We start from the raw sequence: 25,701 nt of genomic DNA, 5'->3' as shown, positions 1-25,701 counted from the left end.
GAGGCTCAGAAGCTGTACTTGCCCGTGAACTGCACGCGATCCAGGCGGCCGCTGTCGCCGGTCTCGATTTCGCGCTCGGCGGTGAGGTACTCGATGCCGAAGCTGAGCGAATCGACCGGATCGTAGAACAGGTTGATCTGGCCGCTCCAGTTACCGCTGTTGACGCCGGTTCCGGTGTACTCGACCGGATTGTCCACGTCCAGGTAACCGAACACCGCGGTCGAACGCAGGCGTTCGCTCCACCAGTGTCGGTAGGCGACGAATCCGCCCGTGGTCGAGATCGGCTCGAGCTCGCCGGTGTCGGTCAGCACCGCTGCGTTGACGAAGTTCAGGCCGATGTGGCGGCCCAGGCCGTCGCCGTGGTGCAGCATCCAGCGGATATCGTCGCGACCGATCGTAAACTTGCCCGACAGGCTCGCGCCCCAGCTCATTTCGTCGTCGTCGATGCCGGCCGCCTTGTCCTCATAGGCGAGCTGGCGCAGCATGCCGCCGAGCTGGACATGGCCCCAGTCGCCCTTCCAGGTGTAGCGGGCGGCCAGTTCGGGCAACAGGTGGTCGTCGCTGACGATTCGACCGCCACCGCCGAAGGGGGTGATCGTGGTCTCGGGGTTTTCGAGCGCAATCGCGAAGTTGCCGTTGTCGAAGCGGATCTGGGTCTGGCGGCCGAAGCTGGTGCTGCCCGCCGGGCCGATGAAGTCGACGCTTTCAGGCAGCGTGCCGACATCCATGAAGGTGTTCCAGGTCTGGCCGATCAGCCAATTGTTCCAGGTCACGAAAGCATGCCGCATCCGCGGCGAATAGGAGTTGCTGACCCGCTCGTCACCACCGGCGGTGGCCAGGAAATCGAACTCGACGAAGGCGCCCAGCTTGTTGTTTTCGTCGACCTGGTGGCGCAGGCCGAAGTTGACACGGCTCTGACGCGCATGAAGGTCGGTAACGGCGCCCTCGCCTTCGCCGCCGACGGGAATGGTGCTGGCGACGAAGAAATCGCGGCCAATGCTGCCGGGCGCAACCTCACCGTCTGAAAAGTCCGAAACGATCGCGTCGGCCTTGATGAAGCCGCCCCAGTAGAACTCGGGACCCTCGGCTGCTTCCTCGGCGGCGGCCAGTACCGGCTCGGCGCGCGATTTCATCGCTTCGACCATCTCGCGGGTTGCGCGAGATTCCTCGACCACGCGCTCGACTTCGGGGTCCGAGCCGCGTCCGTCACCGCGTTCATCGAGCAGCGTGCGCACCATGGCCTCGAGATCGGCCACGCGCTGCTCGAGTTCGGCGACCCGGTCGCCGTCGTCCGCCAGTGCCGGGCCGGCGGCACACGCCAGGGCCACGGAAAGCGCCAGCAGACTGCGACGCAGGGGCAACGAGCCTCTCGCATTCGTGGAATCGACAGTCGGTCGAAAGAACATAGGAATCTCCCTCTGGTGTCAGGCATCTTCGGTCAATGCCGAACATGTTTCGTCGAATGCCCTTCTACGACAATTAGCCTTTAGTCGTTAGACCAAAGTCGTAGCACCCGGAGGCGGCCCCCGCTTTACAAGCCCACGACCTTCGGAGACACTGAACAGCGGCACTCAAGACGCATCGGAAAAGAGGAAGAGCACCCATGTCAGAGCAGCACTCCAAGGCCCAGACTCATCCCGTTCCCGACGAGATCGCACGCAGCGCGCACCTCGACCGGGAAGGCTTCGAGCAACTCACGCGCGAAGCGGGCGAAAACCAGGATGCGTTCTGGAAGCAGATCGGCCGGCGCCTTGACTGGATCAAGCCTTTTTCGCGCATCAAGGACGTCAGCTTCAATCTCGACGACCTGCATATCCGCTGGTACGACGACGGCACGCTCAACGTCTGTGCCAACTGCGTGGACCGTCACCTCGAATCCCGCGCGGACCAGGTAGCCATCCTGTGGGAAGGCGACGACCCCGAGCGCGACGAGAAGATCACCTACCGCCAGCTGCACGAGCGCGTCTGCCGCTTCGCCAACGTGCTCAAGCACCTGGGCGTGGTCAAGGGCGATCGCGTCACCCTCTACATGCCCATGATTCCCGAAGCCGCCGTGGCGATGCTGGCCTGCGCCCGCATCGGCGCCGTTCACTCGGTGGTCTTCGGCGGCTTCTCGCCCGACGCCCTGGCCGGGCGCATCGTCGACTGCGATTCCAAGTGCGTGATCACCGCCGACGAGGGCGTGCGCGGCGGCAAGGCCACGCCGCTGAAGAAGAACGTCGACCGCGCGCTGACCAACGAAGAAGCGGCCGGGCGAGTCGAGTCGGTACTGGTGGTCAGGAACACCGGCGGCGATATCGAGTGGAACGCGGGCCGGGACCACTGGTTGCACGAGGCGGTCGAACAGGTCGATGCCGACTGCGAGCCGGAGGAGATGAATGCCGAGGATCCGCTGTTCATCCTCTATACCTCCGGCTCGACCGGCAAGCCCAAGGGCGTGCTGCATACCTCCGGCGGCTACCTGGCCTGGGCCAGCTGGACGCACGAAGTCGTGTTCGATTACCACGACGGCGACATCTACTGGTGCACTGCCGACGTCGGCTGGGTGACCGGCCACAGCTATATCGTCTACGGCCCGCTGGCCAACGGCGCGACCACCCTGATGTTCGAGGGCGTGCCCAACTACCCCGACAACAGCCGCTTCTGGCAGGTGGTCGACAAGCATCAGGTCAACATCTTCTACACCGCGCCGACGGCCATCCGGGCGCTGATGCGCGGTGGCGACGAACCGGTCACGAAAACCAGCCGCGAGTCCCTGCGCATCCTCGGGACGGTCGGCGAGCCGATCAACCCGGAAGCCTGGGAGTGGTACTACAAAGTCGTCGGCGATGGCCGCTGCCCGATCGTCGACACCTGGTGGCAGACCGAGACCGGCGGCATCCTGATCAGCCCGCTGCCCGGCGCCACCGATCTCAAGCCGGGCTCGGCGACCCGACCCCTGCCCGGCATCAAGCCGGCCCTGCTCGATGCCGACGGCAAGGAACTGACGGGCGCGACCTCCGGCAACCTGGTGCTGACCGACAGCTGGCCGGGGCAGATGCGCACCGTCTACGGCGATCACAAGCGCTTCGGTGAAACCTATTTCTCGGCCTATCCCGGACGCTACTTCACCGGCGACGGTGCCAAGCGCGACGAGGACGGCTACTACTGGATCACCGGCCGGGTCGACGACGTCATCAATGTCTCCGGTCACCGCCTGGGTACCGCCGAGGTCGAGTCGGCCCTGGTCGCCCACTCCGCCGTGGCCGAAGCGGCCGTCGTCGGCTTTCCGCACGACATCAAGGGCCAGGGTGTGTACGCCTACGTGACGCTGATGGCCGGTCGCGACGGCGACGACGAGCTGGCGAAGGAACTGATCCAGTGGGTGCGCGAGGAGATCGGACCGATTGCCACAATCGATCACCTGCAGTGGGCGCCGGGCCTGCCCAAGACGCGCTCGGGCAAGATCATGCGCCGCATTCTCAGAAAGATCGCGGCCAACGAACCCGACCAGCTGGGCGATACCTCGACCCTGGCCGATCCGGACGTGGTCGAGAACCTGATCGAGAACCGGCGCCAGGTCTGATCCGCGCATGAACCTCCAGGCGGCCGAGCACATGGTGGTGGTCGACGACCACCCCCTGTTTCGCGAAGCCCTGGCGGGTACGCTGCGACGACTTCACCCCGACTGCCGGGTATCCGAGGCGGCTTCGTTCGAACAGCTCCAGGACCTGCTGGAGGCCGATGCCGCATTCGACCTCGTCCTCCTCGACCTGCACCTGCCCGGCCGGCACGGCCTGTCGGCCCTCGCCTGGCTGCGCGGCCGCTACCCGGAAATCCCGGTACTACTGATTTCCGCCCACGACGACGCGCGCATCATTCAACGCGCTCTGGCCGACGGTGCGGCCGGCTTCCTGTCCAAGTCGGCGGACTCCGAGACCATCGAGCAGGCCATCGACCGCGTGCTCGAGGGCGATACCTGGATACCCGCCGGGCTTGCCCCCCACGAGCGATCGCGCGATGAAGCCGACCTTGTGCGCCGAATCGGGGAGCTGACGCCGCAGCAGTACCGCATCCTGCTGATGCTCGGCGACGGTCTGCTCAACAAGCAGATCGCCTGGGAACTCGAGATCACCGAGGCGACAGTGAAGGCGCACATGACCGCCATCATGCGCAAGCTCGAAGTTTCCAATCGCACCCAGGCGGTTACCCTGCTCAACCGCCTTCAGATTCCCCCGCGCGAACTGGACGACTCGGCCTGATCGCCCCGCTCAGGCGTCGTCGAGCAGGCGACGCATCACCGCCCGCAGCGCCGCCGGCTTGATCGGCTTGAGCAGCCGCCGGAACCCCAGCGCCCCGACACGCTCGAGCAGCTCTTCGCCGCGGTCGGCGGTGACCACCAGCACCGGGATGGCCCGGCCGCTTTCGGCCCGGATGGCGAGGGCCGCATCCAGGCCGTTGTCCTGACCCTCGAGGTGGTAGTCGACGATCATCAGGTCGGGGTTCCGGTGAATCTGTGCCGCCGCCGCGGCCCGGTCGGTCGCCGTGAAGACCTCGCAGCCCCATCGCTGGAGAATCGCGCGCATGCCGTCGAGCACGTCGGGATCATCGTCGAGGCAGAGCACCCGCCTGCCGGCGAACTCGCGCGGCATCTCTGCGGCCTGCGGCGCACGCTGGCCCTCGTCCCATCGGCCCGCCGGCGCGACCGGAACCGTCACGGAGAAAACGCTTCCCCGTCCGATTTTCGAGCGCAGGTTCAGGGGCGTATCGAGCATCAGGCTGATGCGCTGACAGATCGCCAGCCCCAGTCCCAGGCCCTGGTCCGCGAAATGGGGCTCGTCCTCGCCGGCGAGGCGTTCGAACTCGTCGAACACGCGCTCGCGATCGGCTTCGGCAATGCCGGGGCCTGAGTCCCATACTTCGACCGCGACCTGGTCGTCGTGCCGGCGGCAACCGACCAGCACGCCGCCTTCGCGCGTGTAGCGCAAGGCATTGCCGACCAGGTTGGCCAGGATGCGCTGTAACAGCTTCTGGTCGCTTCGTACCCAGATGCCGCTCCGACGCAGGCGCAGTTTCAGCCCCCTTCGATTGGCCAAGGCGGCGAACTGCCGTTCGAGCTTGTCGAGCAGCACCTGCACCGGAAACTCCGACCAGCGCGGCTGCAGCGCTCCCTGGTCGAGACGGCTGATATCGAGCAGGGCCGATAGAAGATCCTCGGCCACGCTCAGGCTGTGGTCGACACGCCGGCTGAGATTCGCCTCCTCGGCCGGAAGATGATCGGCGGATTGGCGCAAGGTGGAGGAAAACAGGCGTGCGGCGTTGAGCGGCTGCAGCAGGTCATGGCTGGCGGCCGCCAGGAAGCGCGACTTGCTCTCGTTTGCCGCTTCGGCTTCGCGCTTGGCCGCCGCCAGGGCTTCCATCGCCTGGTTGAGTTCGCGCGTGCGTTCAGCCACCTGCTGCTCCATCGTGCCGTAGGCCTGCTTGAGCTCGTGCTCGGTTCGCTTGAAGCTGGTGATGTCGGTGTAGGTGGTCACGTAGCCGCCCTGCGGCATCGGGTTGCCGCGGATCTCGATCACCCGGTCCTTGCTGTGCTGGCGCTCGAAGACATAAGGTGTGCGCCGCTTCATGTGGTGCATGCGGCGGTTGACGCCCGCCTCGATCTTCGAAGGCGCGCCGCCGTGCCAGCGCTCGAGGTTGAAACGGATCAGCTCCTCGACCGGGCGACCGATATAGACCATACCCGGGGGATAGTCGAACAAGTCGATATAGGCACGATTCCAGCTCACCAGTCTCAGGTCGGCATCGACCACGCTCACGCCCTGGCTGATGTGATCGAGCGTGGCGTCGAGCAGGTCGCGGTTGAACTGGATGGCGCTGGAAGTCTGCTCGAGCAAGGCGAGCGCATCGTCGGGCTGCATGCCGCTACGCCGCAGGCCCGCGGCGAGCACCGTCCGCGCCGACGCCGAGCCGATACAGCCCGACAGCAATCGCTCGGTAAAGCCGATGAGATCGTGATCGGCGGGTTCCTCCTCGTCGATGGTCCGATCATCGCTTCCGAGCGCACTGGCAAAGGCGGTATCGACCCGTTCTCGACCGATGAAGCCGGCGGCCAGCTCACGCAGTTCGCCGATGGTGACCGGCCTCGCGGTGCGGCTACCCAGCAGCCTCGGCAGAACCGGCCGGCGACGCCTCACCCACAGCGAGACCAGGACCAGCGCTGTCACGTTGCCGAGCAGGCCCAGGAGCGTGGCGCGATACAGGCCGGGTTCGAGCCAGGCTGGCCAGTCAGTGAGCATCGAGGGCATGAAGATCATCGACAGCCACACGCCGAGGCCGAACAGCAGGCCGGTCATGGCGCCCTCGCGACTGGCGCCCCGCCAGTACACGCCGATGACCAGCGCCGGGGCGAACTGGATGACGGCGGCGAACGACATCAGGCCGATCGCGGCGAGCCGGTCGGTAGCCTGAAGCACCAGATAGTAAAGCCAGGCCATGACGGCCAGCGCAATGATCGTGATGCGCCGGGCATTGAGCACCACCTGGCTGAAATCCTCGCCGCGACGGGACTTCTTCAGTCGCAGCAGCATGGGAACCAGCAGGTCGTTGCTGACCATGGTCGCCAGCGCCACCGTGGCGACGATCACCATGCCGGTCGCCGCCGAAAACCCGCCGAGAAAGCTCAGCATCGTCAGCCAGCCCTGCCCTTCGCTCATCGGCAGGGTGAGCACGAAGGTGTCGGCATTGAAGTTGCCCGCGCCCAGCCGCTCCATGCCGGCCAGCGCGATGGGAATCACCAGCAGGGTGAACGCGATCAGGTACAGCGGGAACAGCCAGCGCGCGGTGCGCAGGTCGCTCTCCTCCTCGTTCTCGACGAAGCTGACCTGGAACTGCCGCGGCAGGCAGAGGATGGCCGCCGCCGCCAGCAGGGTCTGCACCCAGAATCCCTCCGGCAGGGCCGAAGGCAGGAACAGCTCGCGGTACTCGGCCTGCGCGCCGATGCGCTCGACCATGCCGGCCGGGCCGTCGAGAACGGCGAACAGGGCCCACAGACCGACGGCGGCGAAGGCAACGAGCTTGACCAGCGACTCGAAGGCCACCGCGAGCACCATGCCGCGATGGTGCTCGCTTGCCTCCAGGCGCCGGGCGCCGAAAAGCACGGCGAACACACCCAGCCCCAGCGCCAGCAGCAAGGCCAGCGCCTGCTCGGAAAGCCCGCCGCGCCCGTCGCTGATCGCCACCAGGCCCATCGTGACGGCCTTGAGCTGAAGCGCGATGTAGGGAATGGCGCCGACCACCGCCGCCAGGGTCACGGCCACCGCCAGCGGCCGGGATCGACCGTAACGGTGGGCGATGAAATCGGCGATCGAGGTCAGCCGCTGCTGACGACTCTGGCGCAGGATGCGCTGCATGAGGTCATGGCCGAAGATCAGCACCAGCACCGGGCCGAGGTAGATGGTGGCGAACAACCAGCCGTTCTCCACTGCGCTTCCAACCGCGCCGAAGAAGGTCCAGGACGTGCAGTAGACCGCCAGTGACAGCGAATAGATCACCGCACGGGTCCGGCCACCCAACGGAACGGCGACAACCCGGTCGCCCCACCAGGCGATGGCGAACAGCAGGCCGACGTAGGCCAGGGACAGCGCGGCGATCAGGGGTGGTGAAAACATCCGGGATCAGGGCGAGAACCACGCTCATCATAGCAATTTACCCGCCTGGCCCCGCACCGTCATCGACTAAAGTCGAAAGGCAGTCGACGGGCGACGTTGCTACATTCCCCTCGTGGTCAATCCAACCAAGAGGGAAACATCGACATGTCCGATCAAGCAACCCGCGATCGCTACTGGAAGGCCAACCTCAGGCTGATGGCGATCTGCCTGATCATCTGGTTCACCGTCTCCTTCGGCTTCGGCATCCTGCTCGTCGACGTGCTCGACCGGTTCCAGTTGTTCGGCTACCCACTCGGATTCTGGTTCGCCCAGCAGGGTTCGATCTATACCTTTCTCGGTCTGATCCTGTTCTACGCCTGGCGCATGAACAAGCTCGATCGCGAACACGACTTCCACGAAGAGTAAGGAGCCGACATGGACCTGCAAACACTGACCTACATCGTCGTCGGCGCCACCTTCGTGCTCTACATCGGCATCGCGATCTGGTCGCGCGCACACTCGACCGGCGACTTCTACGTGGCCGGCAAGGGCGTCCACCCGGTAGCCAACGGCATGGCGACCGGCGCGGACTGGATGTCGGCCGCCTCGTTCATCTCGATGGCCGGCCTGATCGCCTTTCTTGGTTACGACGGCTCTGTCTACCTGATGGGCTGGACCGGCGGCTACGTGCTGCTGGCCCTGCTGCTCGCGCCCTACCTGCGCAAGTACGGCAAGTTCACCGTGCCGGAGTTCATCGGCGACCGGTACTATTCGAGGACGGCGCGCGTTGTCGCGGTCATCTGCCTGATCTTCATCTCCTTTACCTACGTGGCCGGGCAGATGCGCGGGGTCGGCATCGTCTTCTCGCGCTTTCTCGAGGTCGACATTCTCACCGGCCTGCTGGTGGGCATGGGTATCGTGTTCGTCTACGCCGTTCTCGGCGGCATGAAGGGCATTACCTATACCCAGGTCGCGCAGTACTGCGTGCTGATCTTCGCCTATACCGTGCCGGCGGTGTTCATCTCCATCCAGCTGACCGGCAACCCCCTGCCCCAGCTCGGCCTGGGGTCGACCGTCAGCGGCGCCGAATCGACCTGGCTGCTCGAGCGGCTCGACTCGGTCGTGCAGGATCTCGGCTTCGGTGCCTACACCGACGGCTCCAAGGCGAAGATCGACGTGTTCTGCATCACGCTGGCGCTGATGGTCGGCACGGCCGGGCTGCCGCACGTGATCGTGCGCTTCTTCACCGTGCCGAAGGTCAGCGATGCGCGCCGCTCCGCTTTCTGGGCCCTGTTCTTCATCGCCCTGCTCTACACGACCGCGCCGGCCGTGGGCGCCATGGCGCGCCTGAACCTGATCGAGACCATCTGGCCGGGTGGCACCAGCGAGGAAACCCAGCCCCTGGCCTACGAGGAACGCCCGGACTGGTTCCGGACCTGGGAGGAAACCGGCCTGCTCGGCTTCGAAGACAAGAACGGCGACGGCCTCATCCAGTACTACAACGACGCCAACGATCAGTTCGCCCCGGTGGCCGACTCACGCGGCTGGGATGGCAACGAACTGACGGTCGACCGCGACATCATGGTGCTGGCCAACCCCGAGATCGCCAACCTGCCCAACTGGGTCATCGCCCTGATCGCCGCCGGTGGCATTGCCGCCGCACTCTCGACGGCGGCCGGGCTATTACTGGTAATCTCCTCGGCGGTCTCGCATGACCTGGTCAAGGGGATATTCAAGCCCGACATGAGCGAGCGCGGCGAACTGTTGACCGGCCGTATCGCCGCGGCGGTCGCCATCTGCATTGCCGGTTACCTGGGCTATAACCCGCCCGGCTTCGTGGCCCAGGTGGTGGCGTTCGCGTTCGGGTTGGCAGCGGCCTCGCTGTTCCCGGCCATCATCATGGGCATCTTCTCGACCCGCATCAATCGCGAGGGCGCCATTGCCGGCATGCTGACCGGCCTGTTGTTCACCTTCGGGTACATCCTCTACTTCAAGGGCATCTTCATCACGCCCCTGGCGGAGAACATCCCCGAGAACTGGCTGTTCGGCATCTCGCCGGAAGGGATCGGTGTCGTCGGCGCCCTACTCAACGTGATCGTGGCCATGGTGGTGAGCAAGCTCACCGCACCACCGCCGGCCGAGATCCGTCACCTGGTCGAGGATATCCGGGTGCCCGGCGGAACCCCGGCCGCTCTCGACCACTGAGCGTCGGCTCTCCCCCGTTGATCCTTCTCCCTCCGGAAGGATCGTTGTGGCCGGCAGTGCGAACTGCCGGCCTTTTTTTCGAGCCGCCGAAAGGGATAATGACCGCATGACACAGGTACCCGCCGACATCACCGACTTTCTCGCCCGGGTCGTACCCTTCGACGAGCTGCCGGGCGATGCGATCGAGCGACTGGCCGGCCAGCTCCGGATCCACTATTTCCGCCGCCGTGACGAGGTCGCGCGCTTCGACCCGCCGGGACGAGCCGGCCTGTTCATCGTGCGCAAGGGCGCCGTGGCCCTGGTCGACGAACAGGGGCATGCCCTCGAGCAACGCGGCGAAGGCGAGTTGTTCGGCCACCGCATCGTCTTCGATCCGCCGGTCGATCGCTACACGGTCCGGACGATCGAGGACAGCCTGGTCTGGGAGCTGGAACAGGCGAACATCGACCGCCTGCTCGAGCAGCACGCCGGCGTCGCGCGTTTTCTGGCCGGGGGCCCGGGCGCGCGCCTGGCCGCCGGGGGCGAGTCGGCCAGCGCCGACACCATTGCCGAGCTGTCGCTGCGCCCGCCTGTCACGACCCGGACCGGACAATCGATCGGCGACTGCGCCCGGCTGATGGCCGAACACCGCATCAGCTGCCTGCCCGTGCTCGAGGACGGGCGCCTGGTCGGCATCATCACAGACCGGGATCTGCGCAACCGGGTCCTGGCCCGGGAAATACCGAGCAGCACGCCCGTCGGCGAGGTGATGACCCCAAGCCCGGCCACAATCGCGCTTGCGGCCGCCCCGGCCGCGGCAATGGTCGAGATGATGCGCCTGGGCATCCACCACCTGCCCGTTGTCGGTGACGGGGGAGAACTGGCGGCCGTGGTCAGCTCCAGCGACCTGATGCGGGCCCAGGTTCCCGATCCGCTGCGACTGGTACGCGACATCGGGCGGGCCGAAGATGTCGAGGCTGTCGCCGGCCTCGCCCGCCGCGGACCGGCGCTGCTCGCGGGCCTGGCACGCAGCGGTACCACGGCGACGGAGATCGGGCGCATGGCCGGGCGGATCACCGACGCCTGTACCGGCCGCCTTCTGGCGCTGGCCGAAGACGAGCTGGGCACCGCGCCCATGGCCTGGACCTGGCTGGCGTTCGGCTCCCAGGCGCGCCTGGAGCAAGGCCTGGTCAGCGACCAGGACAACGGGCTGCTGCTGGCCGAGGAGCCCGATCAAGCCAGCTCGGAGTACTTCCTTCGCCTGGCGGAGTTCGTCTGCGGCGGTCTCAACGACTGCGGCTACATTTTCTGCCCCGGCGGCGTCATGGCCCAGGGCGAGTGGCGAATGTCACGGCGTGCCTGGCGCAGCCGCTTCGACCGCTGGATGCGCGAACCCGAGCCGAAGTCGGTCATGCACTGCAGCATCTTCTTCGACATGCGCGCGGTTCGCGGCGACCTCGAGCTGGCAGAATCCCTGCACCGGGACGTCCTCGAACAGGCGAGCGACAGCGACATCTTCCGGCGCTTCCTGGCCGCCGAGTCGATGAGCCACCGCCCGCCGCTGGGCTTGTTTCGGCAGTTCGTGCAGGAGCGCGGCGGCAAGCAGAGCAAGGGCCTCAACCTCAAGAAGCGCGGAGTGATCCCCATCGTCGACCTGGCCCGGGTACACGCCCTGGAAGGCGCCCTGGACGCCGTGCACAGCGAGGAAAGAATACAAGCGGCCGGCCAGGCCGGCATCATGACCGCGGCAGACGCCGACGACCTGATCCACGCGCTGCGTTTCATCGGCAACGTGCGGCTGCGCCACCAGGCCCGGCAGCTCGAGCGCGGTGAACCGCCCGATCACCTGGTCGATCCCGACGAGCTCTCCAGCCTGCACCGCCGCTACCTGCGCTCGGCCTTCAGCATCGTGACCTCGGCCCAGCGCGCCATGGCCCAGCATTACATGCTGTGAACCCGGCACTCTGGCATCCGCTGCGCTGGTGGCGCTGGCAACGCGCCGCCAGGCGATCAGGCGACGATTGGCCGTTGCCCGCCCTGCGCGTGGATGCGGCGCCGCTTCTGGCCGTCGACCTGGAGATGACCGGCCTCGACCCGGCTGCCGACGAGATCATCAGCATCGCCTGGGTACCGATCGATGCCGGCGTTATCGTGCTCGCGGACGCGCGGGAAGTCCGGCTCGCCCGGCGCCGGCGCGAAACCGTCGGCAACTCGGCCACCATTCACGGTCTGCGCGATTGCGACCTGCTCGGGGCTTCCGGGCCCGCGGAAGGACTGGAGCAACTGCTTGCGGCAGTGCGCGCTCGCGTGGCGGTCTTCCACCACGCACCGCTCGACCTCGCCTTCCTCGAACGCGCACTTTGCGAGTACCTGGGCCGCAGCTGGCAGGCCCCGGTGATCGACACCCTGAGCTGGCAGCGCCGGCGCCTGGCGCTTTCCGGTCGGGGGGCTTCGAACCCGAACCCGGCAACCCTGGAAGCGTCCGTGCGCGACCATGGCCTGATCGTGCGCAGCCAGCACAATGCCCTGGCCGACGCGCTGTCATGCGCCGAGCTGGTGCTGGCGCTTTCGCGCAGCAGCCGCGCCACGCTGCTGGAGACGGCCACGCCGCCGCGTTGCTGAATCCGCCCTATTCCCCGGCCAGGGCTTCGGCGTGGTAGCGCAGGTGCTCGTCGATGAAGCTGGCGATGAAGAAATAGGAATGGTCGTAGCCCGGCTGCATGCGCAGATCGAGCTCGACGCCGCGTTCGTTGCAAGCGGCTTGCAGCGCCTCGGGCCGCAGCTGTCCGTCGGCGAGAAAATTGTCCTCCTCGCCCTGATCAACCCGGATGCGACCGTCGTAGCCGTCCCGCCGGATCAGCTCGCAGGCATCCCAGTCCAGCCACTTGGCGCGGTCGTCGCCGAGATAGCCGCTGAAGGCCTTCTCGCCCCAGGGGCAGCGCGTCGGGTTGCAGATCGGCGCAAAGGCCGAGACCGAACGGTAGCGACCCGGGTTGCCGAGCGCGCAGAGCAGCGCGCCATGGCCGCCCATGGAGTGACCGGAAATCGACTGCCGGTCGTTGAACGGAAGATGGGCAGCCACCAGGGCGGGAAGCTCGGCGGTGACGTAGTCGTACATCCGGTAGTGGCGGTTCCAGGGCGAGCGCGTGGCGTTTACGTAGAAACCCGCTCCGGAACCGAAGTCGTAACTGTCGTCCTCACCCGGCAGACCGACATTGCGCGGGCTAGTGTCGGGGCAAACGATGGCCACGCCGAGTTCGGCCGCCAGGCGATGCGCCCCGGCTTTCTGCATGAAGTTCTCGTCCGTGCAGGTCAGGCCCGACAACCACCACAATACCGGCACGCGGCCGGTTTCCGCGGCTGGCGGAAGGTAGGCTGCGAACACCATGTCGCAGCCGAGCACCTCGGAGCGATGCCGGTAGCGTCGATGCCAGCCGCCGAAGCTGCGGTTGGCCGAAACCTGCTCGATCCTGTCGCTCATATCCACGGCCTTAAGATTTCAGTAGTGCAAGACGGTGCGGATGCTCTTGCCGGCGTGCAGCAAGTCGAAGGCTTCGTTGATCTTCTCGAAGGGCATGTCCTGGGTGATGAACTCGTCGATCCGGATCTCGCCGTCCATGTAGCGCTGCACGTAGTTGGGCAGCTCGCTGCGGCCCTTGACGCCGCCGAAGGCCGAGCCACGCCACACCCGCCCGGTCACCAGCTGGAACGGCCGGGTCGAGATCTCCTCGCCGGCCCCGGCCACACCGATGATGATCGACTCGCCCCAGCCCTTGTGGCAGCACTCGAGCGCCGAACGCATGACGTTGACGTTGCCGATGCACTCGAAGGAATAGTCCACGCCGCCGTCGGTCAGCTCGACGATCACTTCCTGGATCGATTCGTCATAGTCGCGCGGATCGACGAAGTCGGTTGCGCCGAACTGCCGGGCCAGCTCGAACTTGTCGGGGTTGATGTCGATGGCGATGATGCGCTCGGCACCGGCCATGACCGCACCCTGGATCACGGCCAGGCCGATCGCGCCGAGTCCGAACACCGCCACCGTCGAGCCGGCCTCGACCCGCGCGGTGTTGAGCACCGCGCCGATGCCCGTGGTCACGCCGCAGCCGAGCAGGCAGATCTTGTCCAGCGGCGCTTCCTTCGACACCTTGGCCAGGGAAACCTCGGGCACGACGGTATAGCGACTGAAGGTCGACGTGCCCATGTAGTGATGCAGCATCCTGCCGTCGACGGAAAAACGCGAACTGCCGTCGGGCATGAGGCCCTTGCCCTGCGTGGCGCGTACGGCCTGGCAGAGATTGGTCTTGCCCGAGGTGCAGAACTTGCACTTGCCGCATTCGGCCGTGTAGAGGGGAATCACGTGGTCGCCCTCGCGAACGCTGGTCACGCCCTCGCCCACTTCGCGCACGATGCCGGCACCCTCGTGGCCGAGCACCGAGGGAAACAGGCCTTCCGGATCGGCCCCCGAAAGCGTGTAAGCGTCGGTGTGACAGACGCTGGTCGCCACGATCTCGACCAGCACTTCGCCGGCGCGAGGTCCGGCAACGTCGATCTCGGTCAGCTCGAGCGGCTTCCCGGCTTCGCGGGCGACGGCGGCGATCGATTTCATGATGATTTCTCCAGTGCCTGACTTCAAACGGCTATTAGAACATTCAAGGCTCGACAAGTCCCACGACCCGGACCGGTGAGTGGTTGCTCACGCCAGGTCGCGGTAACACTCGGGTGTGAAACGCGGTGTGCAAAGCGCCAGGAAAACCAGCTCCTCGTCACCGATATTGGCAATCCGCTGCGCCTGTCCGGGCTCGATGATCACCACGTCTCCGGCCGACACCGCCTCCGGGCCCTCGCGGCCGAGTTCGACGTGACCATGTCCCGACAGAATCACATAGCGCTCGGTGATGCCGTCGAGCGCGTGCCAGCGTGTGGTATCGCCCGGCGCGACGCGGGCGCGTGCGATGGACAGTTGCTGGTCGTCGCGATGGTTGCTCAACTCGGCAATCCAGCAGCCTTCCTCGAACCAGTATTCCGGGCAATCCTGAGCGCGTCTGATCGTCATTCTGGCTCCTTCTGTCGGGGATGCGGTACTTAGCTTCGGCCGAGATTGTCCATCTGCGCCAGGATCCAGCGCTGGCGGTCCCGAACGAAGGTGTCGGGCTGCGCTGCAGAAAGACGCCTGGGCGCGGGCAGCACGGCGGCGAGCGCGGCGGCTTCGGAGCGGGTGAGCGCGGCGGCCGGCTTGCCGAAATAGTGGCCGGCGGCGGCTTCGGCGCCGTAGATGCCCTCGTCGAACTCGGCGATGTTGAGATAGATCTCGAGCAGGCGGTGCTTGGGCACGAACAGCTCCAGCGGTACGGTCAGGCCCGCCTCGAGCCCCTTGCGAACCCAGTCGCGGCCGGGCCAGAGGTAGAGATTGCGCGCCAGCTGCTGGGTAATCGTGCTGGCGCCGCGCAAGCGACCACCGTCCAGTCGGGTGTCGACCGCCTGGCGGATCTGCTCGAGATCGAAACCGAAGTGGTGCGGAAACTTCTGGTCCTCGGCGGCGATCACGGCCAGCTTGAGATGGTCGGAGATGCGCTCGTAGGGTACCCAGGACTGGCGCACGACCCGATCGTTGCGCCAGGCGTCGAGCGCCATGTAGGCCGATGTTGCAGGATCGACCCAGCGCAGCGGCAGGGTCAGGCCGACCAGAACGATCAGCAGCAGCAAGGCCAGGCGCAGCAGCCACTTCAACATCGAGCGCAGCGGCGACTTCACCATTCGCCCCGCTGGCGCAGACGGGCGCAAAGCCGCCGAAAATCCGCACGATCCATCTGTTCGCGAAAGACCCCGAGCGAGCGCGGCAGACGCCGCCCCTTCTCGTGCCAGCGAAATCCCACGTAGACCGGTGACACGAACGGAGTGCCAACGAGGGCGCCGGAAGCACGATCTCCGCTTGCCGCGCGAACATGAACGTTGTCACCGTCGATTCCGAGACCGGCAAGGGGCGGTCGTAGAAGCCGCAGCAGCGCGAGACCGCCCAGCACGACAATCGCGAGCGCGACGGCAATCTGAACGTAGTGGGGAGCACCGTTGCCAAAAGCGGCCGCCAGGCCCAGGACAATCAATCCGGACACGACGGCGCCCGATCGTCGCGCCGGCCCGACCGGCCAGTCATTGCGCGGCTGGTCCGAAATGCCTTGCACGAATCTCCCTGACGATCTCTTCCAACCCGGATTCAGGGCACGAACGGCCCAGCAGCCAGTCCCACAAACGGTCGTCCTCGATTTCGAGCAGCCTTTCGAAGGCTTCACGGTGCGCGCTGCCGGCCGCCGGCCAGCATTGCTCCAGCCAGCCGCCCAGCATGACATCGAGCTCCTGCATCCCGCGCCGACAGCGCCAGCGCAATCTCGCCGGGGGGCTTTGTGGGTCCATGCCGCTCACTTCTCCATTACCGCGGCAACCCTGCGCAATACCTTGGCAGTACCTCGACCGTTTGGATCATTCGAATTTCCGTCATTCGAATTTGTTTGGTACTTGGTGCTTGAGATTTGAAAATTTTTAGTCTCGAGCCATCACCGCAGGGCGGGCAGCTTCCGGGCGCTTCCGGAAGGACTAAAGACCCCTCCTCGCCAACATCATCTTCTTGATCTCAGCGATCGCCTTGGCCGGATTCAGGCCCTTGGGACAGGTCTTGGTGCAGTTCATGATGGTGTGGCAGCGATACAGCCGGAACGGGTCCTCGAGATCGTCGAGGCGTTCGCCCGTGGCTTCGTCGCGCGAATCCACCAGCCAGCGGTAGGCCTGCAACAGGATGGCCGGCCCCAGGTAACGTTCGCCGCTCCACCAGTAGCTCGGACAGGCGGTCGAGCAGCAGGCGCACAGGATGCACTCGTAGAGACCGTCGATGTGCTTGCGATCCTCGGGCGACTGCAGGCGCTCCTTGTCCGGCGGCGCGGGGCTTTGCGTGCGCAGCCACGGGCGAATCGATGCGTACTGGGCGTAGAAGTGGGTGAGATCGGGCACCAGGTCCTTGACCACCGGCATGTGCGGCAGCGGGTAGATATTGACGTCACCCTTGATCTCGTCGATGCCCTTGGTACAGGCCAGCGTGTTCGTGCCGTCGATGTTGAAGGCGCAGGAACCGCAGATGCCCTCGCGACATGATCGGCGGAACGTCAGCGTCGGATCGATCTCGTTCTTGATCTTGACGACGGCATCGAGCACCATCGGACCGCAATCGTCGAGATCGATCTCGTAGGAATCGATGCGCGGGTTCTCGCCGCTGTCGGGCTCCCAGCGATAGATGCGGAAGGTCTTGACGTTCTTCGCCCCTTCCGGCGCCGAATGGTTCCTGCCCTTCTTGATCCGGGAATTCTTCGGAAGTCTGAACTCTGCCATTAGTACGTCCGTGCCTTGGGCGGAATGACCTCGCAGTCGTCGGTCAACGTGTGCATGTGAACCGGCCGGTAATCGATCTTTGTCTTGCCGGTCCCGTCCATCCAGATCAGCGTGTGCTTCATCCAGTTGTCGTCGTCGCGATCGCCGTAGTCTTCACGCGCGTGCGCACCGCGACTTTCGGTGCGGTTCTCGGCCGCAACCATGGTCGTCACGGCGTTGCCCAGCAGGTTGCGCAACTCCAGCGTCTCGACCAGGTCGGAGTTCCATACCAGCGAGCGATCGGTGACCTTGACCTGATCGAACTTGCCGGCCACATCGGCGATCTTGCCGCAGCCTTCCTCGAGCGTTTCGCCGGTACGAAAGACGGCGGCATTGTTCTGCATGACCTGCTGCATTTCGCCGCGAATCTCGGCGGTCGGAAGATCACCGTCGGAATGGCGCAGGCGATCGAACTCGTCGAGCAGCTTGTCGAGCGTGCCCTCGGGCAGCGGCTTGTGCGACTGGCCCGGTTCGATGGTCTCGCCACAACGTTGCGCAACGGCGCGTCCGAAGACGATCAGATCGAGCAGGGAATTGGAACCGAGGCGGTTGGCGCCGTGCACTGAAACGCAGGCAGCCTCGCCGATCGCGTAAAGCCCCGCTACGGGACTGTCGGGATCGCCGTCGGCCAGCGTGACCACCTCACCGTGATGATTGGTCGGAATCCCGCCCATGTTGTAGTGCACGGTCGGCAGCACCGGAATCGGCTCGCGGGTGACGTCGACCCCGGCGAAGATGCGCGCGGATTCGGCGATGCCCGGCAGGCGTTCGTTGATGACGTCCGCGCCGAGGTGCTGCAGGTTCAGGTGGATGTGGTCCTTGTTCGAGCCCACGCCACGCCCTTCGCGAATCTCGATCGTCATCGAGCGCGAGACAACGTCGCGCGAAGCCAGGTCCTTGGCGTTGGGCGCGTAACGTTCCATGAAGCGCTCGCCCTCGGAGTTGGTCAGGTAACCGCCCTCGCCTCGCACGCCCTCGGTGATCAGGCAGCCGGCACCGTAGATGCCGGTCGGGTGGAACTGCACGAACTCCATGTCCTGCAGCGGCAGGCCGGCTCTGAGCACCATGCCGTTGCCGTCGCCGGTACAGGTGTGCGCCGAGGTGCAGGAGAAGTAAGACCGACCGTAGCCGCCGGTGGCCAGGATGACCGCGTGGGCGCGGAACTCGTGCAGGGTGCCGGTTCCGAGATCCCAGGCCAGCACGCCGCGGCAAGCGCCGTCGTCGTCCATCAGAAGGTCGATGGCGAAGTACTCGATGAAGAACTGCGCGTCGTGCTTGAGCGACTGCTGGTAGAGCGTATGCAGGATGGCGTGGCCGGTGCGGTCAGCCGCCGCGGCGGTGCGCTGGGCCGTGCCCTCGCCGTAGTGCGTGGTCATGCCGCCGAAAGGACGCTGGTAGATCTTGCCCGCCTCGGTGCGTGAGAACGGCACGCCGAAATGCTCGAGCTCGATGACCGCCTGCATGGCGTTCTTGCACATGTACTCGATCGCGTCCTGGTCGCCGAGCCAGTCGGACCCCTTGATGGTGTCGTACATATGCCAGCGCCAGTCGTCCTCGCCCATGTTGCCGAGCGCGGCACTCATGCCGCCCTGGGCGGCCACGGTATGCGAGCGGGTCGGAAAGACCTTGGTAATGCAGGCAGTATTCAGGCCCGTGGCGGCCAGGCCCATGGTGGCGCGCAGACCGGCACCGCCGGCGCCGATGACCAGCACGTCGTACTCGTGCCGGGTGATGTCGTAGGCATTGCTCAACTTCAGACTCCCAAAGCCAGTTTGAGAATGGCGAGTACGGCCAGCAGGCCGCCGAAAATGGCCAGCGCCTTGATGGCGACCAGCAGAAATACGGCCAATGCGCGACCATGAACGTAGTCTTCCACCACCACTTGCAGGCCCAGCTGCCCGTGGTAGAAGCCGGTGGTTACGAACAGGATCGCCATGGCTGCATGAAAAGGATGCGCCAGGAACGCACCGGCCGCGGCATGATCGGCACCGACCAGGGCGGTCAGCGCCCAGACCAGCCAGACAGTCAGCAGCACCAGCAGGATGGCGGAAAAACGCTGCGCCCACCAGTGGCCGACGCCATCGCCAGCCGATCCGTGATTGTGGGCGCGCTCGAGCGGGTTGCGAAGTTGATTCACAGCAGCCCTCCCCAGACGATGGCGGTCAGGACGACGGTCAGGACGACCGTCGCCCATCCGGATGCATAAGCACCCTTGAGTTCGAGCAGCCAGCCGGCATCCCAGAGCAGGTGGCGGATACCGTTGAGCAGATGGTAGAAAAGACTGATGGTCCAGAGCAGCAACGCGCCCAGGCCGATCGGGCTTGCCAGCCAGTCGTTAAAACCCGCGAAAGCCGCCGGGCCAGCCGCCAGGGCCACCAGCCAGGCCGTCACCAAGACCATGCCGAGGCTCAGCAGGAGGCCGGAAATGCGATGCGAAATCGACATCACCGATGTCAACTGCGGACGATACACCTGCAGATGCGGTGATAAGGGACGATTGTCGGTCACCATGGAATCGTTACTCCCGGTTTGAGGTCCAGGTCAGAAATCAATGCAGCGGCCGTCCTTTTCCCAGTCGCCGTAGCGGGTCGGCTCGAGGCCGTTCCTGCGCCCCCCGTATTCACGTTGACGGTCGGACCCGGGCGCCCCGGAGGCGGCCTGGTCGGAATCCCCTTCCCGTCCGGTCTCTTCGGAGGCCTTGGCGGTGCGCTGGTTTGAGGTCGTGCCTGACGATGTAGAATTGTACCCGTTCATGACGCTCCATTTTACCCGGCATGTCGAAACAGTTTTCACTTGATCATCTGGTGTCCTTCTCGATCGAAGGATCCGATGCGCGCGAGTTCTCTCAATCCCAGTTTACCGTCGGCGTCGATAGCCTGACCCGCGATCGCTGGTTTCCGCTGGCCTGGTGTGAACCCAGGGGACGTGTTCTGGCGTTCATGATGGGCCGGGCAAGTGAAAATGGTGTCGATCTGGTGCTGCCGGCGAGCCTGGCCGATTCGGTGAGCAAGCGACTTGCCCTGTTCACCATCGGGCGAAGCGTTGAGATCTCGGCACCCGCGCCCGTGGCCGGAAGCTTCGACGCCGACTCGGACATGCCGCCGCTGGCAAACGATGAGAGTCGCGCAATGAGCACAGGCGCGCAAGCGCCCGCCGACGCCGCTGAGCTGCATCGTTGGCGGACGCTCGATCTCTGCCAGGGCCTGCCCTGGCTGGAACCGGACAGCAGCGCACAGCACCTGCCCCAGTGGCTGGGCCTGGAACGACTGGGCGCGCTGGTCTACGACAAGGGCTGCTACCCGGGGCAGGAAGTGATCGCGCGCCTGCATTACCGGGGCTCACTCAAGTACCGCCTCGCCGGGCTGCGCCTCGATTCGAACGCGGCCATACCCGCCCAAGCGCGCATTACCGATAAGCAAGGCAACGTTGCCGGTCACTGGCTGGACGGGCTGGAACAACGCGGGGTGACGATCGGCCTTGGAGTGATCTCGACCCGGATCGAAGATGGCATCGGCGTACTGATCCAGCTCGGCGACCGCGAGCAATTCGCGCGAGTGACGCCGCCGGAAACCCTGTGCTAACATCGCGAAAGCAGCAAAAGAAAACCGCAAATCATGAATTTAGAGGGGTCAGTTCAATGAAAACTTCAATCAGGCTGCCGGCGCTCGTTCTGGGGCTGATCCTGGCCGCATCCGCCTGGGCACAAGAGGAAGAGCAGCAGGCGACCGAAACGTCCACCCCTGAAGAGGTGGAAATCTTTGCCGAATCTGCAGCAGAGGATGCCGAGCCGGCGGATACCGAAGCCGCTAGCGACGGCGAAGCCCAGGCAGAGGTAAGCGAACAGGCAGAGGCAACCGAAGAAGAGGCCCCGGCCGCGACCGATGAATCGACGCCTGAGTCGGCCGAAGCCGGTTCGGATGGCGCCGAAATATTCACCTTTCAGGCGCACCCGATCTTTCCGCCGCGAACCGCCGAGCTGGTCTATCGGCCGCTTGTCGACTATCTCAACGACGCGCTGCCCTACCGCTTCGAGCTCAAGCTCGCGCCCGATTACCACCGCTACTGGTTGAGCACTCGCCGAGGCGAGAACCCGCATCTGGTGCTCGAAGAACCCCATCTCACCGCTTATCGCATGAACCAGTACGATTTCACGCCGCTGGTTCGTGCCGTCGAGCCGATCACGTACTCCCTCCTGACCTCGATGAACAATACCGAGTCGAGCGTGCAGGATTTCATCGGCCGGCGCGTGTCGACCATGCCGGCGCCCAGCCTCGGCTACCTGGTTCTTGCGAGCTGGTTCGACAACCCGATGCAGCAGCCGCTCATCCAGTCCAACGCAGCGTCCTGGCTGGACGCCGTCGAGATCGTCTTCTCGCAGGAAGCCGACGCGGCCATCGTGCCGCATAACCTGGTATCGCGCTACGTCAACATGGCCAACGTGCTGACCTCACAGGAGTTCCCGGGCGTGACGATCGCCGCGAGCGCGGAGGTACCGATCGATATCCAGGAGGAGATTCGCGCTGCCCTGTTGCGACTGCACGAGGATGATGAACACTTTGCCGCCCTCAACGAACTCGATATCGACCAATTCGTCGAGGCGCGTCCGTCCCAGTACGAGGACCTGGACGAGTGGCTCAGCCTGGTCTACTCGATACTGTAAGAGGCGCTCCCGCGGGTCGGCGGCGCGCTCAGCGCCTCGCGACCAGGTAGCAGATCCAGCCGGCATCGGCGTCGCCGGTGTCGGCCGGCTCATAGATGCCGTTGCCTTCCCCGGACCCCTCGTCGGTACCTTCCCAGTAGACCTCGACCGAGGAATAACCCGCCTCCACCAGCAACTCCCGGACCTCGGGCAGCGTCCAGAGTCGCCAGTGGTACTCGAAGGCCCGCCTGATCTCCGAGCCGTCGGGAAACTCGAAGTGAATCTGGCAGGTCATGGCGTGCTGGATCGGGTCGAAACTGGCCTGATCCCAGACGTAGGTGAAATCGTCGTACTCGGTTCGCTCCTCCAGTTCACGGTGCGCGTCGTAGCCGCCGAAGGCGTCGAGAAACAGCACGCCGTCGTCGACCAGGGCCTCGCGGGCGCGCTCGAAGTAGCTGCGCAAACTCTCGCGCGTGGTGAACAGGTAGTAGCTGAAGTTCATGGCCAGCAGCGCGTCCACCCGCGGGGTGTCGACGCTCATGACGTTGCCTTCAACGAGCTCGATGCGTGAACGCTGCTTCGAACTCAGCGCATCGAGGTGATGCGCCCTGCCCCAGGCGAGCACCTCCGGGTCGAGGTCGACGCCCACGGCGCGATGATCCTTGCCGTCGCTCACCCAGTAGCAGGCCGTGTTGGCGGTTCCGCAGAAGTCCTCGCGAATGAATTTCAGGGGCCGCCCGGTCAGCGTCTCGAAGGTCTCGGACACGAACTCCAGCTCGCTTTCGGGATCCTGAACGCTTTCTTCATAGAGCGCATGGCGGTCGGCGCGACCGGCCAGCGTGGTTTGCTTGCTTGCTTGACGAGACATGAGTCAGGCTCCGGTTGAATTCGAGGATCCGGCGGGCTCGCCGGTTCAGGACTGCTCGCGCACCGCCGGCCAGGCAGCCCGCAGGTAAATGCACATCGACCAGATCGTCAGTGCGGCGGCAACGATCAGAAGCCAGCGACCGATCTCCAGCACCGGGATGAAGAACAGCGGCTCGCCGTAGAGCAGGAAACCGATGGCTACCATCTGCAGGATGGTCTTGATCTTGCCGACCCAGGCGACCTTGACGCGACCGGCCTCGCCCAGCGCGGCCATCCATTCACGGAGCGCGGAAATGGTGATCTCGCGCCCGATGATCACCGCCGCCGACAGGGCGATACCGATCTCGGGGTGTCGCTGCACGATCAGCAGCAGGGCTGCCGTCACCATCAGCTTGTCGGCGACCGGATCGAGAAAGGCGCCGAAGCTGCTCGTCATGCCCCATCGCCGCGCGATCCAGCCGTCAAGCCCGTCCGTGACGGCCGCCAGGATGAACAGCGCGACGGTCAGCTGGTTGGCCGCCTCGAACGGCAGGTAGAACACCACCACGAGCACCGGGATGAGCACGATGCGCAGCAGCGTCAGCAGCGTCGGGATGGTCAAGGGCAAGAGCTTGCTCCGAAAACGGGTAACAGGTCATTATCCCGCAACATCGCCTCGAGCGGAACCTTCACGCCCCGAGGTGCTCGACAACCGATTGGGCGAGCTTGCGGCTGATGCCGCCGACGCGGACCAGCTCGTCGACGCCGGCTTTGCGAATACCCTGAAGGCCGCCGAACGCCTTCAGCAGGGCCTGACGTCGCTTCGGGCCGATGCCTGGCACCTGCTCGAGCGGAGAAGCCTGGGCGCGCTTCTGGCGCCGCTTGCGGTGGCCGGCGATGGCGAAACGGTGAGCCTCGTCGCGGATCTGCTGAACCAGGTGAGACGCCGGATGATGCGGGCCGGGCACGGCCTCACGCTCACCCATGATCAAGCGTTCGTGACCGGCCCGACGCGCCGGGCCCTTGGCAACACCGAGCAGCGGAATCGCGTCCAGCCCCAACGCTTCCAGGACTGTACGCGCGCGCGAGAGTTGACCCTTGCCGCCGTCGATGACAACGAGATCCGGCAGGGTCCCGGATTTCTCCAGAACGCGGCTGTAGCGGCGCCTGAGCACCTGCTCCATGGCCGCGTAGTCGTCGCCGGGCTCGATATCGCTGATATTGAAGCGACGATACTGCTTCTTTTCGGGCCCGGCCGGCCCGAACACCACGCAGGAGGCGACCGTTTCGGTGCCGGAAATATGCGAGATATCGAAACACTCCAGTCGTTCGGGCGGGCTGGCCATTTCCAGCATCTCGGCCAGCGCCGCCAGTCCCCTTCCGACCTGGTCACGCTCGGCCAGGCGCCGCCTGAGGGCGTCGGCGGCGTTGGCCACCGCCAGTCGCACCCATTCGGCGCGCTGCGAGCGCAGGCGCCAAGACAGTGTCACGGCCGATCCGCGGCGCGAGGCCAGGGCTTCCTCCCAGAGGTCGGCGTCAGCCGGCTGTTGTGACAGCAGGATCTCCGACGGCGGCGTGCGATCGGCGTAGTACTGCCCCAGGAAAGCACCGAGAACCTCACGCGAGCCCATGTCGGCGTGCAGGTTGCCGGGAAAGTAGCTGCGCCCGCCGACGTTCCGGCCGTGCCGGAATTCCACCACGTGCACGCAGGCCTTGCCGGCCTCGGCATGCATGCCGATCACGTCCATCTCGCCCGTCCCGCCGGTGACGAACTGGCTGCCGCGGACCTGCTGGACGGCGCGAATGCGATCGCGGTAAGCGGCGGCCCGCTCGAACTCCAGGGCCTTCGAGGCCTGCTCCATGCGCTCGCCCAGGTGCTCGATGACCTCATCGTTGCGCCCTTCCAGAAACTGCACGGCCGCGCGCACGTCGGCCGCGTAGTCCGCCTTGTCGATATAGCCCACGCAGGGCGCGCTGCAACGATTGATCTGGAACTGCAGACAGGGTCGACTGCGGTTCTCGAAGACCGTGTCGCGGCACTGGCGCAGGCCGAACAGACGGTAGATCTGGTTGAGCGCCTCGCGCACCGCGCCCGCGCTGGAAAACGGGCCGAAGTAGCGATGCGGCGGCTTGCGGCTGCCGCGGTAGAAGCCGATGCGGGGATAGTCGTGCCCGCTTTCGAGCCGAATCCAGGGGTAGCTCTTGTCGTCCCGCAAGCTCACGTTGAAGCGGGGCCGGTGGGCCTTGATCCACTCGTTCTCGAGCAGCAGCGCCTCGGCCTCGGTTCGGGTCAGGCTGACTTCCATGCCGGCGACCTTGCGCACCAGCAGGTTCAGCCGCGGCCCGAGGTCGCGCCGGCTGAAGTAGCTGGCCACGCGCCGGCGCAGGTTGCGCGCCTTGCCCACGTAGAGCACCTTGCCATCCCCGTCGTGCATCAGGTACACCCCGGGCCCGGTGCCGAGACTTCGGGCGAAGGCGCGGCCGTCGAATTCGCTCATCGCCGCGGCGCGCTGAGATCCTCGACCAGGCGGTCGGCGGCGGCTTCCAGCATGTCGATCACGCGCTGGAACCCGTCTTCACCACCGTAGTAAGGATCCGGCACTTCGGCAAGACCGTAGTCCGGCGCCAGCGCCATGACCAGGTCAAGCCGGCAATGGCTGTCGTCGGGGCGCATGGCTGCGAGCGCATCGAGGTTGGAACGATCCATGACGAACACCGCATCGAAGCGCAGGAAATCCTCCGGCGTGACGATTCGCGCGCGCTCGCTGGAAATGTCCAGCCCCCGCTGCCTCGCGATGCGCTGGGCGCGCGGATCGGGCGGGCTGCCGGCGTGGTAGCCGGTGGTACCGGCTGAGTCGGTCTCGATCACCAGGCCGGCCTGGCGGATTTTCCAGTCGAACACGGCCTTGGCCGTGGGGCTGCGGCAGATGTTTCCCAGGCAGACAAATAGTATTTTTTCCATCAACTTATCGACTTGAATTCAAGTAATTA

Annotated in this window: 25 protein-coding genes; 8 read left to right on the top strand and 17 right to left on the bottom strand. The window is 65.5% G+C overall.

The genetic code is table 11. The features are described 5' to 3' along the window. Positions 1-5: 5 nt before the first annotated feature. Entirely contained in the window at positions 6-1,361 is a 1,356-nt protein-coding gene (locus ACDC67_RS04745) for a DcaP family trimeric outer membrane transporter (protein WP_376691043.1), read from the bottom strand. Positions 1,362-1,603: 242 nt separating this feature from the next. Here ACDC67_RS04745 and acs point away from each other — a divergent pair, with 242 nt between their 5' ends. Both acs and ACDC67_RS04735 read left to right on the top strand, forming a co-directional pair. Then, positions 1,604-3,565: an acetate--CoA ligase gene (gene acs, locus ACDC67_RS04740; protein WP_376691042.1), complete on the top strand. Its 1,962-nt coding sequence runs from the start codon at positions 1,604-1,606 to the stop codon at positions 3,563-3,565. A gap of 7 nt (positions 3,566-3,572) precedes the next feature. Next, complete coding sequence (locus tag ACDC67_RS04735) at positions 3,573-4,241, top strand: response regulator transcription factor (RefSeq protein ID WP_376691041.1); 669 nt, start codon at positions 3,573-3,575, stop codon at positions 4,239-4,241. A gap of 9 nt (positions 4,242-4,250) precedes the next feature. Here the strand turns inward: ACDC67_RS04735 and ACDC67_RS04730 are convergent, their stop codons facing one another. Then, on the bottom strand, positions 4,251-7,646 hold the full coding sequence (locus tag ACDC67_RS04730) for a hybrid sensor histidine kinase/response regulator (RefSeq protein ID WP_376691039.1): 3,396 nt from the start codon (positions 7,644-7,646) through the stop codon (positions 4,251-4,253). A gap of 144 nt (positions 7,647-7,790) precedes the next feature. Here ACDC67_RS04730 and ACDC67_RS04725 point away from each other — a divergent pair, with 144 nt between their 5' ends. The 4 genes from ACDC67_RS04725 (at position 7,791) to ACDC67_RS04710 (ending at position 12,431) form a co-directional block, all read left to right on the top strand. Continuing rightward, complete coding sequence (locus ACDC67_RS04725) at positions 7,791-8,051, top strand: DUF4212 domain-containing protein (protein WP_376691037.1); 261 nt, start codon at positions 7,791-7,793, stop codon at positions 8,049-8,051. 9 nt (positions 8,052-8,060) lie between these two features. After that, positions 8,061-9,830: a sodium:solute symporter family protein gene (locus tag ACDC67_RS04720; RefSeq protein WP_376691035.1), complete on the top strand. Its 1,770-nt coding sequence runs from the start codon at positions 8,061-8,063 to the stop codon at positions 9,828-9,830. A 106-nt stretch (positions 9,831-9,936) separates the two neighbouring features. Then, positions 9,937-11,763, top strand: coding sequence for a putative nucleotidyltransferase substrate binding domain-containing protein (locus ACDC67_RS04715; RefSeq protein WP_376691033.1), 1,827 nt, complete (start codon positions 9,937-9,939; stop codon positions 11,761-11,763). After that, complete coding sequence (locus ACDC67_RS04710; protein WP_376691032.1) at positions 11,760-12,431, top strand: 3'-5' exonuclease; 672 nt, start codon at positions 11,760-11,762, stop codon at positions 12,429-12,431. Before ACDC67_RS04715 ends, ACDC67_RS04710 begins: the two co-directional genes overlap by 4 nt. 7 nt (positions 12,432-12,438) lie before the next feature. On the opposite strand, the gene fghA is transcribed toward ACDC67_RS04710, so the two are convergent. From fghA to ACDC67_RS04655, 11 genes are all read right to left on the bottom strand, one after another. Beyond that, the gene (gene fghA / locus ACDC67_RS04705; protein ID WP_376691030.1) at positions 12,439-13,290 is read right to left on the bottom strand and encodes an S-formylglutathione hydrolase; all 852 of its coding nucleotides are present in this window, start codon (positions 13,288-13,290) and stop codon (positions 12,439-12,441) included. Between the two features lie 18 nt (positions 13,291-13,308). Beyond that, complete coding sequence (locus ACDC67_RS04700; RefSeq protein WP_376691028.1) at positions 13,309-14,418, bottom strand: S-(hydroxymethyl)glutathione dehydrogenase/class III alcohol dehydrogenase; 1,110 nt, start codon at positions 14,416-14,418, stop codon at positions 13,309-13,311. A gap of 87 nt (positions 14,419-14,505) precedes the next feature. Next, positions 14,506-14,865, bottom strand: coding sequence for a cupin domain-containing protein (locus ACDC67_RS04695; RefSeq protein ID WP_376691026.1), 360 nt, complete (start codon positions 14,863-14,865; stop codon positions 14,506-14,508). 29 nt (positions 14,866-14,894) lie between these two features. Next, positions 14,895-15,566, bottom strand: a complete 672-nt coding sequence (gene mtgA / locus ACDC67_RS04690; RefSeq protein ID WP_376691024.1) for a monofunctional biosynthetic peptidoglycan transglycosylase — start codon at positions 15,564-15,566, stop codon at positions 14,895-14,897. Further along, entirely contained in the window at positions 15,560-15,991 is a 432-nt protein-coding gene (locus tag ACDC67_RS04685; RefSeq protein WP_376691023.1) for a YgfX family protein, read from the bottom strand. The genes mtgA and ACDC67_RS04685 overlap by 7 nt, the downstream gene beginning before the upstream one ends. Continuing rightward, positions 15,960-16,220, bottom strand: a complete 261-nt coding sequence (locus ACDC67_RS04680; RefSeq protein WP_376691021.1) for an FAD assembly factor SdhE — start codon at positions 16,218-16,220, stop codon at positions 15,960-15,962. Before ACDC67_RS04680 ends, ACDC67_RS04685 begins: the two co-directional genes overlap by 32 nt. Positions 16,221-16,400: 180 nt before the next feature. Continuing rightward, entirely contained in the window at positions 16,401-17,186 is a 786-nt protein-coding gene (locus ACDC67_RS04675; protein WP_376691019.1) for a succinate dehydrogenase iron-sulfur subunit, read from the bottom strand. Then, positions 17,186-18,976: a succinate dehydrogenase flavoprotein subunit gene (gene sdhA, locus ACDC67_RS04670; protein ID WP_376691018.1), complete on the bottom strand. Its 1,791-nt coding sequence runs from the start codon at positions 18,974-18,976 to the stop codon at positions 17,186-17,188. Before sdhA ends, ACDC67_RS04675 begins: the two co-directional genes overlap by 1 nt. Positions 18,977-18,978: 2 nt before the next feature. Continuing rightward, positions 18,979-19,362 carry a succinate dehydrogenase, hydrophobic membrane anchor protein gene (gene sdhD, locus ACDC67_RS04665; protein WP_376691016.1) on the bottom strand — a complete coding sequence of 128 codons (384 nt, stop codon included), beginning with the start codon at positions 19,360-19,362 and terminating at the stop codon, positions 18,979-18,981. Further along, positions 19,359-19,736 carry a succinate dehydrogenase, cytochrome b556 subunit gene (sdhC, locus tag ACDC67_RS04660; RefSeq protein ID WP_376691015.1) on the bottom strand — a complete coding sequence of 126 codons (378 nt, stop codon included), beginning with the start codon at positions 19,734-19,736 and terminating at the stop codon, positions 19,359-19,361. Before sdhC ends, sdhD begins: the two co-directional genes overlap by 4 nt. 30 nt (positions 19,737-19,766) lie before the next feature. Beyond that, positions 19,767-19,979 carry a DUF1674 domain-containing protein gene (locus ACDC67_RS04655; RefSeq protein WP_376691014.1) on the bottom strand — a complete coding sequence of 71 codons (213 nt, stop codon included), beginning with the start codon at positions 19,977-19,979 and terminating at the stop codon, positions 19,767-19,769. A gap of 50 nt (positions 19,980-20,029) precedes the next feature. Between ACDC67_RS04655 and ygfZ the strand changes: the two genes are divergently transcribed. Both ygfZ and ACDC67_RS04645 read left to right on the top strand, forming a co-directional pair. Next, positions 20,030-20,806, top strand: a complete 777-nt coding sequence (gene ygfZ / locus ACDC67_RS04650) for a CAF17-like 4Fe-4S cluster assembly/insertion protein YgfZ (RefSeq protein WP_376691012.1) — start codon at positions 20,030-20,032, stop codon at positions 20,804-20,806. 56 nt (positions 20,807-20,862) lie between these two features. Beyond that, on the top strand, positions 20,863-21,885 hold the full coding sequence (locus ACDC67_RS04645) for a phosphate/phosphite/phosphonate ABC transporter substrate-binding protein (protein WP_376691010.1): 1,023 nt from the start codon (positions 20,863-20,865) through the stop codon (positions 21,883-21,885). Between the two features lie 28 nt (positions 21,886-21,913). Here ACDC67_RS04645 and ACDC67_RS04640 read toward each other — a convergent pair whose 3' ends face one another. From ACDC67_RS04640 to ACDC67_RS04625, 4 genes are all read right to left on the bottom strand, one after another. Continuing rightward, positions 21,914-22,732, bottom strand: a complete 819-nt coding sequence (locus tag ACDC67_RS04640; RefSeq protein WP_376691008.1) for a class I SAM-dependent methyltransferase — start codon at positions 22,730-22,732, stop codon at positions 21,914-21,916. Positions 22,733-22,777: 45 nt separating this feature from the next. After that, positions 22,778-23,338: a CDP-diacylglycerol--glycerol-3-phosphate 3-phosphatidyltransferase gene (gene pgsA, locus ACDC67_RS04635; protein WP_376691006.1), complete on the bottom strand. Its 561-nt coding sequence runs from the start codon at positions 23,336-23,338 to the stop codon at positions 22,778-22,780. A 61-nt stretch (positions 23,339-23,399) separates the two neighbouring features. Further along, a complete protein-coding gene (gene uvrC, locus ACDC67_RS04630; protein ID WP_376691005.1) occupies positions 23,400-25,208 on the bottom strand; it encodes an excinuclease ABC subunit UvrC in 1,809 nt (602 codons plus the stop codon). Then, positions 25,205-25,672, bottom strand: coding sequence for a low molecular weight protein-tyrosine-phosphatase (locus tag ACDC67_RS04625; protein WP_376691003.1), 468 nt, complete (start codon positions 25,670-25,672; stop codon positions 25,205-25,207). The genes uvrC and ACDC67_RS04625 overlap by 4 nt, the downstream gene beginning before the upstream one ends. Between the last annotated feature and the right edge of the window lie 29 nt (positions 25,673-25,701).

The organism is Wenzhouxiangella indolica (assembly GCF_042310355.1).
Taxonomy (GTDB): domain Bacteria; phylum Pseudomonadota; class Gammaproteobacteria; order Xanthomonadales; family Wenzhouxiangellaceae; genus Wenzhouxiangella.
This window is presented reverse-complemented; position numbering and strand designations above follow the sequence as displayed.

Bases quoted from the DNA above. Each gene is read 5' to 3' on its own strand.
- ACDC67_RS04655 (WP_376691014.1), bottom strand. From the start codon at position 19,979: ATGAACGGGTACAATTCTACATCGTCAGGCACGACCTCAAACCAGCGC.
- ACDC67_RS04730 (WP_376691039.1), bottom strand. From the start codon at position 7,646: ATGTTTTCACCACCCCTGATCGCCGCGCTGTCCCTGGCCTACGTCGGC.
- fghA (WP_376691030.1), bottom strand. From the start codon at position 13,290: ATGAGCGACAGGATCGAGCAGGTTTCGGCCAACCGCAGCTTCGGCGGC.
- ACDC67_RS04645 (WP_376691010.1), top strand. From the start codon at position 20,863: ATGAAAACTTCAATCAGGCTGCCGGCGCTCGTTCTGGGGCTGATCCTG.
- ACDC67_RS04720 (WP_376691035.1), top strand. From the start codon at position 8,061: ATGGACCTGCAAACACTGACCTACATCGTCGTCGGCGCCACCTTCGTG.
- ACDC67_RS04695 (WP_376691026.1), bottom strand. From the start codon at position 14,865: ATGACGATCAGACGCGCTCAGGATTGCCCGGAATACTGGTTCGAGGAA.
- sdhC (WP_376691015.1), bottom strand. From the start codon at position 19,736: ATGGTGACCGACAATCGTCCCTTATCACCGCATCTGCAGGTGTATCGT.
- ACDC67_RS04640 (WP_376691008.1), bottom strand. From the start codon at position 22,732: ATGTCTCGTCAAGCAAGCAAGCAAACCACGCTGGCCGGTCGCGCCGAC.
- ACDC67_RS04680 (WP_376691021.1), bottom strand. From the start codon at position 16,220: ATGGACCCACAAAGCCCCCCGGCGAGATTGCGCTGGCGCTGTCGGCGC.
- ACDC67_RS04625 (WP_376691003.1), bottom strand. From the start codon at position 25,672: ATGGAAAAAATACTATTTGTCTGCCTGGGAAACATCTGCCGCAGCCCC.
- ACDC67_RS04715 (WP_376691033.1), top strand. From the start codon at position 9,937: ATGACACAGGTACCCGCCGACATCACCGACTTTCTCGCCCGGGTCGTA.
- uvrC (WP_376691005.1), bottom strand. From the start codon at position 25,208: ATGAGCGAATTCGACGGCCGCGCCTTCGCCCGAAGTCTCGGCACCGGG.
- acs (WP_376691042.1), top strand. From the start codon at position 1,604: ATGTCAGAGCAGCACTCCAAGGCCCAGACTCATCCCGTTCCCGACGAG.
- ACDC67_RS04735 (WP_376691041.1), top strand. From the start codon at position 3,573: ATGAACCTCCAGGCGGCCGAGCACATGGTGGTGGTCGACGACCACCCC.
- ACDC67_RS04725 (WP_376691037.1), top strand. From the start codon at position 7,791: ATGTCCGATCAAGCAACCCGCGATCGCTACTGGAAGGCCAACCTCAGG.
- mtgA (WP_376691024.1), bottom strand. From the start codon at position 15,566: ATGGTGAAGTCGCCGCTGCGCTCGATGTTGAAGTGGCTGCTGCGCCTG.
- ACDC67_RS04700 (WP_376691028.1), bottom strand. From the start codon at position 14,418: ATGAAATCGATCGCCGCCGTCGCCCGCGAAGCCGGGAAGCCGCTCGAG.
- ACDC67_RS04675 (WP_376691019.1), bottom strand. From the start codon at position 17,186: ATGGCAGAGTTCAGACTTCCGAAGAATTCCCGGATCAAGAAGGGCAGG.